Genomic DNA, 14679 nt, shown 5'->3' on the forward strand with positions numbered 1-14679 from the left:
ATTAACATACAGGCTGCATGTATGCAACACGATTTCGCGCGTCGTTCCAACCGCGACCGCACCGAAGCGACGCGCGCCCACCTGATTGCCGCGGCGCGAAAGCTGTTCACGGAGAAATCCTATTCCGAGACCGGCACGCCGGAGATCGTAGCCGCCGCCGGCGTGACGCGCGGCGCGCTCTACCATCATTTTGCCGACAAGCAGGCACTGTTTGCTGCCGTGGTCGAGCAGGAGGCGGCAGCGGTCGCCGAGGAGATCGAGCGCGCCTCGCCGCCATCGCTGTTTGCCCATGACGCGCTGATTGCCGGCTCCGACGCCTATCTCGCCGCCATGCGCGCGCCCGGACGCACGCGGCTGCTGCTGCTCGACGGCCCGGCCGTGCTTGGCCGCGCCGCCATGGACGCGATCGACAATCGCCACGGCAACCGCTCTCTGCGCGAAGGGCTGGTCGCGGCGATGCGGGCGCAGACGATGACGAGATTGCCGGCCGACGCGCTGACCGCACTGCTCGGCTCCGCCTTCGACCGTGCCGCCCTGGCCATCGAGGCCGGCGCCTCAGCGCAAGATTACCGCGCCGTGCTCATGGCGCTGATCGATGGGCTGTCTCGTGCTCCTCATCCGGCACCTCGCCCGGCTCGAACTCGTTGAAGCAGCCGAGCTGGCGCTTGAACTGGTCGATCAGCCAGGCCGCCGCCGGCTTCGGGCTGCGATCGCTGCGATGCATGGCAAACAGCGGCGAACTCACCTCCCTGAAGGATTCGAGGTCGATCTCGACCAGCCGGCCGCTCGCTAGGTCGTCTGATATCAGCCAGCGCGGCAGCCCGCCCCAGCCCAGCCCCTCGCGCATCAGCATATGCTTGGTGCGCACATCCGTCAGCCGCCATGTACGGTAGGCATAGACGCCGAAGTCGCGCCCCTTGGTGCGCTCCGACTGGTCGGTGACGACAAGTTGGGTGTGTTCGCGCGCATCCTCGATCGCCACCGGTTTCGGCAGCAAGGCCAGCGGGTGGGTGGGCGCGGCGGCCAGCACGATCGACATGAAGCCGATGCGCACAAGGTTCACGTCGACATCGCCCAGCAGGCCGCCAATGCCAAGGTCGGCCTGCCCGCTGACGACATGGTCGGGGATCAGGCCGAGCGTGCCGATGTGCAGCCGCAGCATCACGGTCGGAAACTGCGCCTCGAATGCCTTCAGCACCCGAACCAGCACCGGTGACGGCAGCGTCGCGTCGACCGACAGCGCGACCTCGGCCTCGAGCCCCTGGTGGTGGCCGTCGACGCGCGAGCGGATGCGCTGCAGCACGCCGATCATGCGCCGTGCGTCCTCCAGCATCGCCCGGCCGATCTCCGTCAATTGCGGCTCACGCGTGCCCTCGCGCTCGAACAGTTTCAGCCCAAGCTGCGCCTCGAGATTGGCGATGCCGTAGCTGATGACGGACTGTGCCCGGTTGAGCTTGCGGCCGGCGGCCGAGAAGCTGCCGGCTTCGGCGACTGTCACAAAGATCTGAAGTTGATCGAGCGTCGGGTTGGGCTGCATCGCTATATCCAATTTATGGATGGATCGTATAGAAAATATACCAGTTTATTGAATGGATCGAAAGCCCCATATCTGGCGGGACAAATCATTCCAACCGCTGGAGAGAGCCCAAAATGTCCATTCTTCTTGTCACTTCGAGCCCGCGCGGCGCTGCCTCGCATTCGACCCGCATCGCCACCGAATTCGCCGAAAAGCTCGTCGCCGCCGATCCGTCGAACACGCTCGTCGTGCGCGACCTCGTCGCCAATCCGTTGCCGCACATCGATGCCGACTATGCGACGGGCATCTATACCCCGGCCGAAGCGCGCACCCCGCGCCAGGCTGAAGTCGTCGGCGTCTCCGATGTCGTGCTCGACGAGCTATTCGCCGCCGACACGGTGATCCTGGCCACCGGCTTCATCAACTTCAACATCTCCTCGACCCTGAAGTCATGGGTCGACCACATCTCCCGCTCCGGCAAGAGCTTTGCCTATGGCGAGAACGGCCCCAAGGGTCTGGTCACCGGCAAGAAGGTCTATATCGTGCTGGCTTCCGGCGGCATCTATTCGGAAGGTGCGGCCGTGCAGTTCGATCACGCCATTCCCTACCTGCGTGGCGTGCTCGGCTTCCTCGGCATGACCGATGTCGATGTCATCCGCATCGAAGGCGTTGGCATGGGTCCTGACGCGGTGACAGCAGCGCTCGCCAAGGCGACCGCCAAGGTCGACGCCGTTGTGGCCGCCAGCCGGGACGTCGCGGCTGCCGCGTAAACAGCCGAAATTTGTCCGCATCGAAGGCAGGCGTTCGCGCCTGCCTTTTGCGTTCTAGCCGATGAGGTGCCTCAGCAGACCAGCGGCGCTGACCCCGATCAGCACGGTCGGCAGCATGGAAAACCGCGTGGCGGCTGCCAGAGTAACAGCCAGCGCCAGAAGATCCGCCGGGGACTTCGATACGAAGGCCGGTGCGATGACAGAGATCAGCACGCAGCCGGGCGCAGCTTCCATCACAGCCGTGGCACGGGCGCCCAGCGTGCGGTTGCGCAGGACGACATAGCCGCCGATGCGCGTCAGATAAGTGACGCCGGCCATCAGCACGATGGTGAAAAGGGTCGTTGCATCGATCATGCATCACCTGCCATCAGCCAGGCCGCGACCAGACCCGACATGGCGCCGGCGGCGACATACCAGGCACCGGGAACGAAGAGATAGACCAGTGCTGCAACGACCAGGCTGACCAGCCAGGGCCGCGCCGCCGCCATACCCGTCCACATGCCGCGCATCAGCACCAGGAAGACAGCCGGGAACGCCATGTCAAAACCATAGGTCTCGACATGGCCGAGCATCGGACCGAGCAAGGCACCCAGCGTGGTGAAGGCCACCCAGGTGAGATACATCGCCAGCGCCGCGCCCATATAATAGCGCGGGCTGAAGGCCGGCGTGATGCCGGCTGCAGCACGCAGTTTGGCATCGGCCAAGCCCAGCGCCCAGCTTTCATCGCACATAAGGAAAAGCGCCGGAAACACCTTGCGCCGTGGCAGGTCGCGCAGGAACGGCGCCAGTGCCGCACCCATCAGCAGGTGACGGCTGTTGACCAGGAAGGTGATGGCGACGATGAGCACGATGTGCGGCGGCGACGTCCACAACTGGATCGCCGCGAATTCCGAACCGCCGGCGAAATTCAGCCCTGTCATGGCAGACAGTTCGACCGTGCTCAAGCCTTTCTGCGTCGCCTGGGCGCCAAGCACCAGCGCATAGGGGATGGTGCCGAACAGCACCGGCGCGCAGGACGCCACGCCACGGCGGAATTCGGATTTCGAACCATCTGCCACCGTCTCGACTGCCTGTGAAATGCTCATGTGTCTTCATCGGCTGACCTCGCGGCCGCCGCTTCCCTGCGTTTGAAATCAACTGATGTCGGCAGCAAACATACCGAAATCGGTCCGCAATTTGGTTGCGGAGATTGTTGTATTTCGCCGAATTCTGGCATTTTATGTTACAAATTTTCGAATAGATGGAATCTGTAGCCATGAAGCTGGATGAGATCGACAAGCGGATTCTGCGGGCGCTGCAGCGCGATGGCCGCATGGCCAACAATGATCTGGCCAATGAGGTCGGGCTGTCGCCATCGCCTTGCCTGCGTCGCGTGAAGCTGCTGGAGGAAGCCGGTGTCATCGACCGCTATGTCGCCGTGCTCAACCCGGCCAGCATCGGCAAGGGTCTGACCTTCTTCACCCGCATCTGGCTGAAGACGCAGGACGAGGACACGATCGAGCATTTCGCCACCGAAGTCGCCAAGCTGCCGCAGGTGATGGAGTGCTACCTGATGCTCGGCGATTGCGACGCCATGGTGCGCGTGGTGGCGGCCGGCATCGACGACTACCGCCGCTTCCAGTCGGAGCATCTGAGCCGCATCAAGGGCGTGCAGAACGTCAAGACCGACGTCCCCAGCCAGACGATCAAATACACGTCGGAACTGCCGATCTGATCTGCTGAAAACGGCGTCGGGCCAGACTGGATAAAAAATGCAACCGGATTGTAGGATCAGCCTCGCTGCCGGCGTCCTTCGGATGCAAGCAGCGCTGAGCGCTGCCCTCTGGCATGGGAGATTTGAATGAGCTTTTCCTATCGTTGGGTCATCGTCGCGGCTGGCGCGCTGATGTCCTGTGTCGCCATCGGGACGATGTTTTCGCTGGCGATCTTTCTCGAGCCGATGGCGATCGACACCAACTGGTCGCGCGCCGGCATTTCGAGCGCCATGACGCTCAACTTCCTGGTGATGGGCCTTGGCGGCTTCGCCTGGGGCGCGATATCGGACCGTTTTGGCGCCCGCATCGTCGTGATGACCGGCGCGGTTCTGCTCGGGCTGGCGCTGGTGCTGGCCAGCCGGGCCGGTTCGCTGCTGAGCTTCCAGATTACCTATGGCGTGCTGGTCGGCCTCGCGGCAAGCGCCTTTTTCGCGCCGATGATCGCGCTGACCACAGGCTGGTTCGACACCAACCGTAGCCTCGCCGTCTCGCTGGTCTCGGCCGGCATGGGCGTGGCGCCGATGACGATTTCGCCCTTCGCCCGATGGCTGATCTCCGCCTATGACTGGCGCACCGCCATGTTCGACATCGGCATTACCGCCTGGGTATTGCTGTTGCCGGCGGTGCTGCTGGTGCGCCAACCACCGAAGCCCGTCATGGCCGATACCGGCTCCGCGCCGGTTGCCGAAGGCGCCGGCCTGACGGTCGGCCAGGCGCTGCGCTCGCCGCAGTTCATCGTGCTGGGGCTGACCTTCTTTGCCTGCTGCGCGGCGCATTCCGGGCCGATCTTCCAGATGGTCAGCTATGCCATGCTGTGCGGCGTCGCCCCCATGGCCGCGGTCTCGATCTACAGCGTCGAAGGCCTGGCCGGCCTCGGCGGCCGGCTTTTCTACGGCGTGCTTGCCGACCGGCTGGGCGTCAAGCCGGTGCTGATCGCGGGCCTGGCGATCCAGGCGATCGTCATTGCCGCCTATCTCTCGATCAGCCGGCTCGAGCAGTTCTACATGCTGGCCGTCATTTTCGGCGCCACCTATGGTGGCGTCATGCCGCTCTATGCGGTGCTGGCGCGCGAATATTTCGGCCAGCGCATCCTCGGCACCGTGTTCGGCGCCGCCACCATGCTGTCCAGCCTCGGCATGGCGCTGGGACCGCTTGCCGGCGGCATGGTCTTCGATGCCTATGCCAACTACCACTGGCTATTCATCGGCTCGGCCCTCGTCGGGCTCGGCGCGGTCGGCATCGCCATCGCCTTCCCGCCGCTGCCGCGCCGAGAGTTGCAGGCGGCGTAGCGGGGCACAGGGGTTGTGCTTGATGGCCAGCCGTCGCTTGAACGGAGGCAGCGGTCGATGGATCGAAAAGCTCCTTGGTGCATTTAAGCCTTGGCTAATAGTAGCCCAGGAGAGAACCAATGAAAAAGACGCTGCTCATTTTGAGCCTGCTCATTCCGCTCTCGGCGTGCTCCCGTACCGAACAAGGCGCTGCCGTCGGCGGCTTGGGTGGCGCAGCGGTAGGCGCCGCGGTGGCCGGCGATCCTGTGCAAGGGGCGGTTGTTGGCGGTGCGGTTGGCGCGATAGCCGGGGCCGTCATCGGGCACGCCAGCGAAGCCGGCCAGTGCAGATATCGCGATCAGTATGGCCGGGTTTACGTTGCACGATGCCCGGAGGGTTACTGACCTGGAGGCGCGTGATCTCTTTCGATCACGCGCCTGCTCCGGAGGTGGGATAAGCGATGGGCTATCGGATCAAAGTACTGCTGGGTTGCTGGTTCGCCGTTGCCAGCGCTGCCGCGATGTATGCGGCACCCACCGCCGCGATCTCCGCCGCGCCTGTTGATGCCAAGACGGTTGCCGATCACCTCTCATCGGTAAAGTCCATGTCCGGGGACTTCGTCCAGTCGGGTCCAAATGCGGAAAGGACTCGTGGCAGGTTTTTTCTACAACGCCCCGGCAAGATCCGGTTCAACTATGCAGGCCAATCAGGGATCAGCGTGATTGCAGATGGCAAATCCCTGGTGGTTTATAACAGAAAGCTGAAGACATCGCGGCTTTATGCTCTCTCGAAGACGCCGCTTAAGCTGCTGCTCGACAATAAGGTCGACTTCTCCGGCAATCGCGTGAAAAGCATCAGGGACGATGGCGCCCAAATTACCGTCAAGCTGTCGGACAGATCGACCTTCGGCAATTCGAGCATCTCCATGGTGTTCGACAGTAAATCTCTAGATCTGCGCAGATGGAGCCTCACCGACGAGAAGGGACTTACCACAACGGTGACTATATCAAATGTGAAGCAGGGCGTTCGCGCTCCCGAGGGCACCTTCGTGATCGATTACACGGCAAACCGTGAATTCAACACGACCACGAAATAGCCGAAGCCGCGGGCATATTCCCTGGGCCGGAACCAATGCGATCATCAGCGGTTTAGTCCATGAAGGGACCGGAACCGCAAAGGACGCGGCGCAATGATTGAAATTCACAGCATGGAAGCGGCCAAAGCCAGACTGCGTATAAGGAGAGCTGAGCACTCTTTGAAGTGCGCGAACGACTTGCTGGATGAGGAAGGTGGCGTCGCCCTCAATCTGGCATTGTGCAGCCGGATAAGAGCCGCGCAAAGGCACCTGATCGAGGCAAGGGCACGCCTGATGACGATCGATCCCGCCAGGACGAATTGACCCGCTGGCGGTCGCGATCTGCGACCTCCAGCGGAGAGGTGGTCCTGCCTACCCAAAAATCCGATCGCCCTGCTCGTCGACCAACTGGATGCCCTCCTTGATCGAGATGTCGACGGCGTCGTCGAGCGGAGAGTTAAAGAAGGTTGTATCAGACAGACCTAAGGCGATAGTAGTTATTCGTTGGTAAGTGGGGCTTTTCATCGTGACAACTCGCCTGGGTCCGCTGGTAACCCTTTGCTTGATCGCCTTTGTCGCCTTGACTGCAACTGCATCGGCCGTCGCAAAGCAGAAAGCGCCCGAAGAATGGCCGATGAACTTCATTCTGGTTCGGAACGGCGATTGCAACGTCAACTGCGTCCAATGGATATCTGCCGAGGGCATAATAAAACCTGATACCGCCAGGCAATTTGAGAAATTTCTGCGGAAACTGAAGGGAGAAAGGCTTCCTGTCGTGTTTCAGTCTGGCGGCGGGAACGTGGATGCGGCGCTCGAAATGGGACACATGATCCGCGCCGCCGGCCTCGAAACTGCGATAGGCAGGACGCAGTTGAACGGCTGCCCGATGCTGGTGCCACGCTGTCCGCAAAAGATGGTCAGGAACGGCTGGTCGGAAGGGGAAGTTCATTCTGGTGGGGCGTACTGTTTCTCGGCCTGCCCATGGGCCTTGGCTGGGGGCCAGGTCCGCGCCGCAGCTGCCAATGCCCGGATCGCCGTCCATCAGATAACGAACGGCCGGAAGACACCCCGAATGCACAACGGCAGAAGAAGCTTTGATGAGATTTCGACGGTGCCTGATCCGGCGCTGAAGCAGTTGCTGTCCGACTATTTCGACGAAATGGGCGTCAACAGCGCCGATGTGTTCGCCATGATGGGGCTGGCAACGCCGCAGGGCCTTTATAACGTCTGGGACGCTGAAGCGCTCAAATCAGGCATCATAACGAAAGTCTACTCGTACTCGGAAGAACCGGGCTACGTCATCGGTGGAACGAATGTTGCCGATCCGGCCGATCCCACGCCGGCGGCTACTCCAGTGCCGGCGGTTACCACAATGCCGGACGAACTCATGCATTTACTGCCATAGCAAGGCGGCCTGTAGAGTGAGCCGGCTTTGATGGCATTGCGGAGACCAGGCCTTGTTTGGCGTTCCTAACACGCTTGACAGCATCTTCACGCTGATCGGTTGGGCTCATTGCGAGATGCCGAAGATTTTCGCCTCGACCGGTCCTGCCTATCCAAAAACCCGATCGCCCTGCTCGTCGACCAGTTGGATGCCCTTCTTGATCGAGATGTCGACGGCGTCGTCGAGCCCGGCAAAGCGGTCGGCGCGGATGAATTTGTGTTCCTTCACCACGCCGTCGATCTCCTTGGAGACGACGCCGCAGGTCTGGTACTGGCCATCGGCCTTGTAGGGCGTGGCGCTGATCAGAAAGCCCTTGTGCTCGACCTGCTTGGCTGGCGCTGCACTCGTCGGCTCAGCCGTCTGGGTTCCGCCGCCGCCACCGCCGAAAAGACGCTTCAGAAAAGACATCGGACTTCCTCCAACAGCATTCATCCCGCACCATGTAGAGTGACGCGGGATGAATTTCACTATCGGTCCTTGGGCCAGCGGGCAAGGGCTGCGTCCGGTCGGCTGGACGAGCTTACTTGTGCGACAGCGCTTCCAGCGCCTCGGCGGCGGCTTCGAGGATGGCGATGGCCTCGGCCTGCTTGTCGGCCGGGGCGTCGACGAAGTCGCCCAGAGCCGCGCGCAGCCGGTGACGGACTGCGCGGAATTCGTCGCGCGCTTCCGAACGATCCCCGCGGCCACCGCGGCCGCCACGACGCCCGCCCTCTTCGCTCTCGTCGTTCCAGCCGAACCAGTCGCGCGCCTTGGCCATTTTGCGGCCGAAGCGCTCGAGATGGTCGAGCACGCCGTCGATCATCTCGCGGTTGTCGGCGAGATGCGCCTGGCCCGCCTCGGTGATCGAAAACACCTTCTTGTTGCCGTCGGCGGCGGAGGCGGCATAGCCGGCCTCTTCCAGGAAGGTCAGCGTCGGGTAGACCACGCCCGGGCTCGGGCTGTAGATGCCGCTGGTGCGCTCTTCCAGGGCCTTGATGATGTCGTAGCCGTGACGCGGCGCTTCGGCCAGCAGCGACAGCGTGATCAGCTTGAGGTCGCCGTCGGCCAGCATGCGTCCGGCGCGGAACATGTCGCCCGGACCGCCGCGCCCGCCACCACGGCCGCCGTGGCCGAACGGGCCAAAGCCGCCGCCCCCTCTGCCACCGAATTTGCCGGCCATGTGCATGAACATGCGCTCGCCGAAATGACCGCGCCCGAAATGATTGTGTTTGTGCATTGATTGCTCCTTGAGTTGTATCTTACGATATATCTTAATTAGGCAAGTCAATCGATGGAGTCAAGATATATCTTACGATGTATCTGAATGCAGCACCAGCGGGCTCGATTTTCCAGTCTCGGCCGCTTCGTTGCGAACGGCGGCCACCGATAAATTCGGCTACCAGCGCCCCATGCGCCGGTTCCAGGCATAGAGAAGATCGGCAAAGCGATCGTAGGCAAAGCGTGTCAGCGGCAAGGCAACCGGATTGCCGAACAGCGTCGCCAACCAGCCCTCGCCCGGCGTGACCTTCCATACCGCGATGGCGACATCGGCGCCGACCAGCAGTCGGCCCTCGGCATCGGTGGCGTGCAGCCGGCGGCGGATATCCTCAAGCGACGCGCCAAATCCGGCTAGCGCTGCCGGTTCAAGATTGATGTCTCGGAACTCGATCCGCCCAGCCTTGATCGCTTCGATCAGCCGCCGCTTCTGCCTGCTGATCCCGGCATCGCAGACCGGGCAGCGCGTGTTGTACCAGACGGTCAGCATAGTTCCGGCATTTGGTTGGTAGCGCAAACTTGAAGGACCACGAACGATCGGGCGCCGTCAAGACGTCGCTCGGTCGCTCGCGCGAAGGAGAATGTATCGGGCCAGCCGGTCCGGCCCTTCCGCTACGGGCTTTATCCGAGCGAGGTGACGATCTCGCGGTAGGCTAATTCGGGAAAGGCCTTCAGCGTCCGCGTCCTGACATTGCCGGCTGCCGCCAGCATCAGCGAGAAGCGCGCCAGCACCGCGTCGTCGGGCGCTTCGACCACCGCCACCATGTCGTATTCGCCCATGGTCAGGTAGAACGCCTTGAACGATCCGCCCATGTCTCCCAGCTGCTTTCTGGCGGCGTCGAGCCGCTTCGGTGACTCGCGCACGTTTCTGGCACCCTGCTCCGTCCAGTTCATCAGCACGATGTAGCTTGTCATGGCACACCTCCCTCCGGGGCCACGGAGCACGGCGGCTTCGCCGGGGCGGGCATCCGGGTTATCGCCCAGAAATGCATCCGACAGCGAAATTATCCTCCCGAAGGGCCCGGCCCGCAAGAGTGCGCCCCACAAACAAAAAAGGGCGCCATCGGCGCCCTTGAACTCTTTGCATCGGTAAGTCTCAGCTATCCAGGAAACTGCGCAGCTTGCGCGACCTGCTCGGGTGCTTGAGCTTGCGCAGCGCCTTGGCTTCGATCTGGCGGATACGCTCGCGGGTAACCGAGAACTGCTGGCCGACTTCTTCCAGCGTGTGGTCGGTGTTCATGCCGATACCGAAGCGCATTCTGAGCACGCGCTCCTCGCGCGGCGTCAGCGAGGCCAGCACGCGCGTGGTGGTCTCGCGCAGATTGGCCTGGATCGCCGCGTCGATCGGCAGGATCGCCATCTTGTCCTCGATGAAATCGCCCAGATGCGAATCCTCCTCGTCGCCGACCGGCGTTTCGAGCGAGATCGGCTCCTTGGCGATCTTCAAGACCTTGCGTACCTTTTCGAGCGGCATGGCAAGCTTTTCGGCCAGTTCTTCCGGCGTCGGCTCGCGGCCGATCTCGTGCAGCATCTGGCGCGAGGTGCGCACGATCTTGTTGATCGTTTCGATCATGTGCACCGGAATGCGGATGGTGCGCGCCTGATCGGCGATCGAACGCGTGATCGCCTGCCGGATCCACCATGTCGCGTAGGTCGAGAACTTGTAACCACGGCGGTATTCGAATTTGTCGACCGCCTTCATCAGGCCGATATTGCCTTCCTGGATCAGGTCGAGGAACTGCAGGCCGCGATTGGTGTATTTCTTGGCGATTGAGATGACGAGGCGCAGATTGGCCTCGACCATTTCCTTCTTGGCGATCGCCGCTTCGCGCTCGCCCTTCTGCACCTGGTTGACGATCTTGCGGAATTCCAGGATCGAGATCGCCGTTTCGGTGGCGAGGTTCTGGATCTCGGCGCGCAGGTCCTTGATCGCATCCTTCTCGTTCTTGGTGAATTCCTTCCAGCCGCGCGAGGTCAGGTTGCCGATCGAGCGCGTCCAGTTCGGGTCGAGCTCGGAACCCTGATATTCCTTCAGGAACTCTTCGCGACGCACGCCGTAGCTTTCGGCGAGCCTGAGCAGCTTGCCTTCGTTCTGCACCAGGCGCTTGTTGATGTCGTAGAGCTGCTCGACCAGCGCCTCGATGCGCGCCGTGTTGAGCGACAGCGACTTCACCGCCTTGATCAGCTGGTCCTTCAGCTCCTTCAGCCGGCGATCCTGGCTGGGCGACAGCGTGCCGGCCGCGGCCAGACGGTTCTCGACCTGCTGATCCTGCAGCTTGCGCAGCTTTTTGTAGGTGTCGGCGATAACGTCGAGCGTCTCCATCACCTGCGGGCGGAGTTCCGCTTCCATCGCGGCCAGCGACAGGCTCGCTTCGTCCTCGTCTTCGTCGTCGTCATCCGTCAGCCCACGCGTATCGGCGCCGACATTGGTGATGTCGTCTTCGTCGTCGCGCGAACGGCGCGGCTTGTCCTCGACCTTGGCTTCCTCGACGCGCTCGACCACCGGCGCCTGCTTGGCCTCGGGGCCGGCATAGGTGGCTTCGAGATCGATGATCTCACGCAGCAGGATCTTGGATTCGTTGAGTTCGTCGCGCCAGATGATGATGGCCTGGAAGGTCAGCGGGCTTTCGCACAGACCCGCGATCATCGTCTCGCGGCCGGCCTCGATGCGTTTGGCGATGGCAATTTCGCCCTCGCGCGACAAAAGCTCCACCGAGCCCATCTCGCGCAGATACATGCGCACCGGATCGTCGGTGCGATCGGTCGGTTCTTTCTTGGTGGTGGTGGCGGCAACCGCGGTGCCGGTCTGCTCAGCCAGCTCGTTGGCGTCTTCCTCGGCATCGGCCGCGGTGTCGGCGGCCTCGGGCTCCTCGCCCTGCTCGTCGTCCTCGACCACGTTGATGCCCATGTCGGACAGCATCGCCATCGTGTCCTCGATCTGCTCGGAGGTCACTTCCTCTGAGGGCAGCACCGAATTCAGCTCGTCCATGGTGACATAGCCGCGCTTCTTGGCGGCCTTGATCATCTTCTTGACAGCATCATCGGAAAGGTCGAGCAGAGGGCCATCGGTGGCGCCTTCGCGTTCGGTTTCGACCTCTTCCTTTTCCTTTGTCGCCATAGTCTTTATCTTCTCCTAGCGGCCGAACTTCAAAGCCGCGTAAGCTGTCGGACCAGTCAAATCGGATGCGCTCGCTTATGAAACGCGCTTCACCGGGCCAGTAACTGCATCAACTCGTTTCGTTTGGTGTATGTCGTTGCCCCAAAACCGGGTTTCCCCTTTTTGGGCGACATCCATTAAGTCCAGATTAACCCTGATATCTGTGGCAGGCGGGCTGCCTGTCCAGTGACCAGTACCTCACATCGCTTATTTCCCGTCGACGCGGGTTCGGGTTAACGTTTCGAATCGTCCTGATTCCGCCAATCTGCCAGAAGGTCAAGCGCCTCTCGCATGATTCGCATGAAAAAAGCGAATCAATTACCCGACTTAGCCCGTTACGCGCCATTTCGACGCGCAACGACGCTTTCTCAATTCACTCGCTTCCAACTAAGCTCGCCCTGCCCTGCCCGAGGAGACGCCAAACCCTTCGATCAGTGCTTCCGTGGCTTGCACATCCTGGAATTGCGCCTGAATTTCGATCAGGTGCCGGTAGTTTTCGTCTGTGGGATCGGTGGCGAGCGCCGCTTCCGCCTGTTTCAGTTCCTTATGTAAGGTGCGCGCGCTGCGCTGCAAGTGCAGCGCCTGGCTGAAAGCATCGCGGGCATCTTCAAGGGCGGCGGTCTCTAGCGCCGGCCATTGCCGCATCCGCCGGATCAACCCGACGGCCCGCTCCCAGATCTCGGCGCAGCCGGCGCGTTCGATCGTCGCAATCACCGCCTGGCGATCATTGGCCATGTCATGCGCCATTGCATCGAGGATTGCCGCATGCAGCCGCCTCAGATCGGAGTTGGCGAGATCGAGAAACTCGATATGGGCGAAATTCTCGTCGATCAGTGCCGGATGGTTGACCAATGCGACGATGATCGTCGCCTCGCGCACCGACATCCCCTCGCCGCCGCGTTTGACCAAAGCCGACTGGCCGAGACTTTCGGTGATCGCAATGCGGCCGCCACCGCTCTTGGCGAACTGCCCGCCGGGAGCGGCTGCCTTGCCCTGGCCCGGGCGCCCATCCTGGCGGCCGCTTTGCCTGGTGCCGCGCTGCGAGCCGAAGAAGCTCAACACGCGCTCGCGCATCTCCTGTTGATAATGGTAGCGGAGACTTTCATCGCGGATGCGGCTGGTCAGTTCGCGCAGCGTCTTCTCGAGCTCGGCCCGCCGCTCCGGCGTGTCGAAGACGCCGCCCGCCGTCTCACGCATCCATAAAAGGTCGACCAGCGGCCGCGCCTCGGCCAGAACGCTACGAAACGCATCCGGTCCTTCGGCCTTGACGAGGTCGTCGGGATCCTTGCCTTCCGGCAGCAGCGCGAAACGCGCCGAGCGGCCGGCCTGCACCGACGGCAGCGCCATGTCGGCGGCCCGCCACGCGGCCTTCAACCCGGCCTTGTCGCCGTCGAAGCACAACATCGGCTCCGGCGCCATGCGCCACAGCAGCTCGAGCTGGTTCTCGGTAAGCGCGGTGCCGAGCGGCGCCACGACATTCTCGAAGCCGGCCTGTGCCAGCGCGATGACATCCATATAGCCTTCGACGGCGATGACCGTGCCGCCCTTGGCCAAGGCCTTGCGGGCGCGGGCGAAATTATAAAGCACGTTGCCCTTGTGGAAGAGCTCGGTGTCGGGCGAGTTCATGTATTTGGCCAGCGCATCGGGCTGCAGCGCGCGGCCGCCAAAGGCGATGATCTTCCCCTTGGAATCCGGGATCGGAAACATGATGCGGTCGCGGAACCAGTCATAGGAAACCGGGATGTCGTCGCCGTGGCGCACCAGTCCGCAGGCCTCGATATCGGCTTTCGGCACGCCCCTGGCGGCGAGATGCTCCTTCAGCGCATTGCGGCTGTCCGGCGCAAAACCGAGCCGGAACGATTGCTGCGTCGCCGGCGTCAGGCCGCGGTCGCGCAGATAGGCACGCGCCTTGGCGCCTTCCGGTCCCTGCAGCCGTTCCTGGAAGAAGGCGGTCGCCATCTCCATGACGTCGGTCAGGCTGGCGCGTTCCTTTTCGCGCCGCTCCTCCTGCGCATCGCGGACCGGCATAGGCACCCCGGCCATGTCGGCGATCTTTTCCACAGCTTCGGGAAAGCTCATCCCGTCCAGTTCGGTGAGGAACTTGAAATGATCGCCCGAGACCGAACAGCCGAAACAATGGTAGCGGCCCTTCTTGTCCTCGCAGTGGAAGGAAGGGCTCTTCTCGCCATGGAACGGGCAGCAGGCCCAATAGTCGCCGCGCGGTGCGTTGGTCTTCTTGCGGTCCCACGCGACGCGCTGGCCGATCACCGATGAAATCGGCACGCGGTCGCGTATCTCGTCGAGGAAGGCGGGTGGAAAGCGCATCGGGGAACTCGTTTCCCGATTATATAATCACGCCCGCGAAATCCGACGACCCTTAATGCGGGCCATACCCGGTTTCCACAGGCAAAAAGAAAGGCGGCCGTAGCGGGCCGCCTCCC

General features: G+C 62.5%; 18 protein-coding genes. 8 read left to right on the top strand and 10 right to left on the bottom strand.

Annotated features, from left to right (window positions below):
• The first annotated feature begins 21 nt into the window (after nt 1-21).
• On the top strand, nt 22-648 hold the full coding sequence (locus EN955_RS13905) for a TetR/AcrR family transcriptional regulator (protein WP_024505494.1): 627 nt from the start codon (nt 22-24) through the stop codon (nt 646-648).
• Here EN955_RS13905 and EN955_RS13910 read toward each other — a convergent pair.
• Complete coding sequence (locus EN955_RS13910) at nt 581-1537, bottom strand: LysR family transcriptional regulator (protein ID WP_024505493.1); 957 nt, start codon at nt 1535-1537, stop codon at nt 581-583. The two genes, EN955_RS13905 and EN955_RS13910, sit on opposite strands and share 68 nt — an antisense overlap.
• 113 nt (nt 1538-1650) lie before the next feature.
• Here EN955_RS13910 and EN955_RS13915 point away from each other — a divergent pair, with 113 nt between their 5' ends.
• Nucleotides 1651-2286, top strand: coding sequence for an FMN-dependent NADH-azoreductase (locus EN955_RS13915; protein ID WP_024505492.1), 636 nt, complete (start codon nt 1651-1653; stop codon nt 2284-2286).
• 54 nt (nt 2287-2340) lie between these two features.
• Here EN955_RS13915 and EN955_RS13920 read toward each other — a convergent pair whose 3' ends face one another.
• Entirely contained in the window at nt 2341-2640 is a 300-nt protein-coding gene (locus EN955_RS13920) for an AzlD family protein (RefSeq protein WP_024505491.1), read from the bottom strand.
• A complete protein-coding gene (locus EN955_RS13925) occupies nt 2637-3371 on the bottom strand; it encodes an AzlC family ABC transporter permease (RefSeq protein ID WP_013530159.1) in 735 nt (244 codons plus the stop codon). Before EN955_RS13925 ends, EN955_RS13920 begins: the two co-directional genes overlap by 4 nt.
• 170 nt (nt 3372-3541) lie before the next feature.
• Here EN955_RS13925 and EN955_RS13930 point away from each other — a divergent pair, with 170 nt between their 5' ends.
• The 5 genes from EN955_RS13930 to EN955_RS13950 all read left to right on the top strand — a co-directional run bounded on the left by EN955_RS13930 (nt 3542) and on the right by EN955_RS13950 (nt 6707).
• Entirely contained in the window at nt 3542-4000 is a 459-nt protein-coding gene (locus EN955_RS13930; RefSeq protein WP_013530158.1) for an Lrp/AsnC family transcriptional regulator, read from the top strand.
• A gap of 126 nt (nt 4001-4126) precedes the next feature.
• Nucleotides 4127-5329, top strand: coding sequence for an MFS transporter (locus tag EN955_RS13935; protein ID WP_024505490.1), 1203 nt, complete (start codon nt 4127-4129; stop codon nt 5327-5329).
• Nucleotides 5330-5448: 119 nt separating this feature from the next.
• Nucleotides 5449-5712 carry a YMGG-like glycine zipper-containing protein gene (locus EN955_RS13940; protein ID WP_013530156.1) on the top strand — a complete coding sequence of 88 codons (264 nt, stop codon included), beginning with the start codon at nt 5449-5451 and terminating at the stop codon, nt 5710-5712.
• Nucleotides 5713-5768: 56 nt separating this feature from the next.
• A complete protein-coding gene (locus EN955_RS13945; protein ID WP_024505489.1) occupies nt 5769-6404 on the top strand; it encodes an outer membrane lipoprotein carrier protein LolA in 636 nt (211 codons plus the stop codon).
• 93 nt (nt 6405-6497) lie between these two features.
• Complete coding sequence (locus EN955_RS13950; RefSeq protein ID WP_013530154.1) at nt 6498-6707, top strand: hypothetical protein; 210 nt, start codon at nt 6498-6500, stop codon at nt 6705-6707.
• A 48-nt stretch (nt 6708-6755) separates the two neighbouring features.
• Here the strand turns inward: EN955_RS13950 and EN955_RS13955 are convergent, their stop codons facing one another.
• The gene (locus EN955_RS13955; protein WP_127218880.1) at nt 6756-7028 is read right to left on the bottom strand and encodes a hypothetical protein; all 273 of its coding nucleotides are present in this window, start codon (nt 7026-7028) and stop codon (nt 6756-6758) included.
• On the opposite strand from EN955_RS13955, the gene EN955_RS13960 reads away from it, so the two are divergent.
• The gene (locus EN955_RS13960) at nt 7018-7788 is read left to right on the top strand and encodes a hypothetical protein (protein ID WP_127218879.1); all 771 of its coding nucleotides are present in this window, start codon (nt 7018-7020) and stop codon (nt 7786-7788) included. The genes EN955_RS13955 and EN955_RS13960 overlap by 11 nt on opposite strands.
• 147 nt (nt 7789-7935) lie before the next feature.
• On the opposite strand, the gene EN955_RS13965 is transcribed toward EN955_RS13960, so the two are convergent.
• From EN955_RS13965 to dnaG, 6 genes are all read right to left on the bottom strand, one after another.
• Nucleotides 7936-8235 (bottom strand): HlyU family transcriptional regulator, encoded by a 300-nt coding sequence (locus EN955_RS13965; protein ID WP_024505488.1) that lies wholly within the window; start codon nt 8233-8235, stop codon nt 7936-7938.
• A gap of 112 nt (nt 8236-8347) precedes the next feature.
• Nucleotides 8348-9043, bottom strand: a complete 696-nt coding sequence (locus tag EN955_RS13970; RefSeq protein ID WP_013530152.1) for a PadR family transcriptional regulator — start codon at nt 9041-9043, stop codon at nt 8348-8350.
• 159 nt (nt 9044-9202) lie between these two features.
• Entirely contained in the window at nt 9203-9571 is a 369-nt protein-coding gene (locus tag EN955_RS13975; protein WP_024505487.1) for a DCC1-like thiol-disulfide oxidoreductase family protein, read from the bottom strand.
• A gap of 131 nt (nt 9572-9702) precedes the next feature.
• Nucleotides 9703-9996 (bottom strand): GYD domain-containing protein, encoded by a 294-nt coding sequence (locus EN955_RS13980; RefSeq protein ID WP_013530150.1) that lies wholly within the window; start codon nt 9994-9996, stop codon nt 9703-9705.
• Between the two features lie 181 nt (nt 9997-10177).
• Nucleotides 10178-12199 (bottom strand): RNA polymerase sigma factor RpoD, encoded by a 2022-nt coding sequence (gene rpoD, locus EN955_RS13985; RefSeq protein ID WP_013530149.1) that lies wholly within the window; start codon nt 12197-12199, stop codon nt 10178-10180.
• 426 nt (nt 12200-12625) lie between these two features.
• The gene (dnaG, locus tag EN955_RS13990; protein WP_024505486.1) at nt 12626-14563 is read right to left on the bottom strand and encodes a DNA primase; all 1938 of its coding nucleotides are present in this window, start codon (nt 14561-14563) and stop codon (nt 12626-12628) included.
• Nucleotides 14564-14679 lie beyond the last annotated feature (116 nt).

It is taken from the genome of Mesorhizobium sp. M7A.F.Ca.CA.001.04.2.1, from assembly GCF_003998485.1.
Taxonomy (GTDB): Bacteria; Pseudomonadota; Alphaproteobacteria; order Rhizobiales; family Rhizobiaceae; genus Mesorhizobium; species Mesorhizobium ciceri.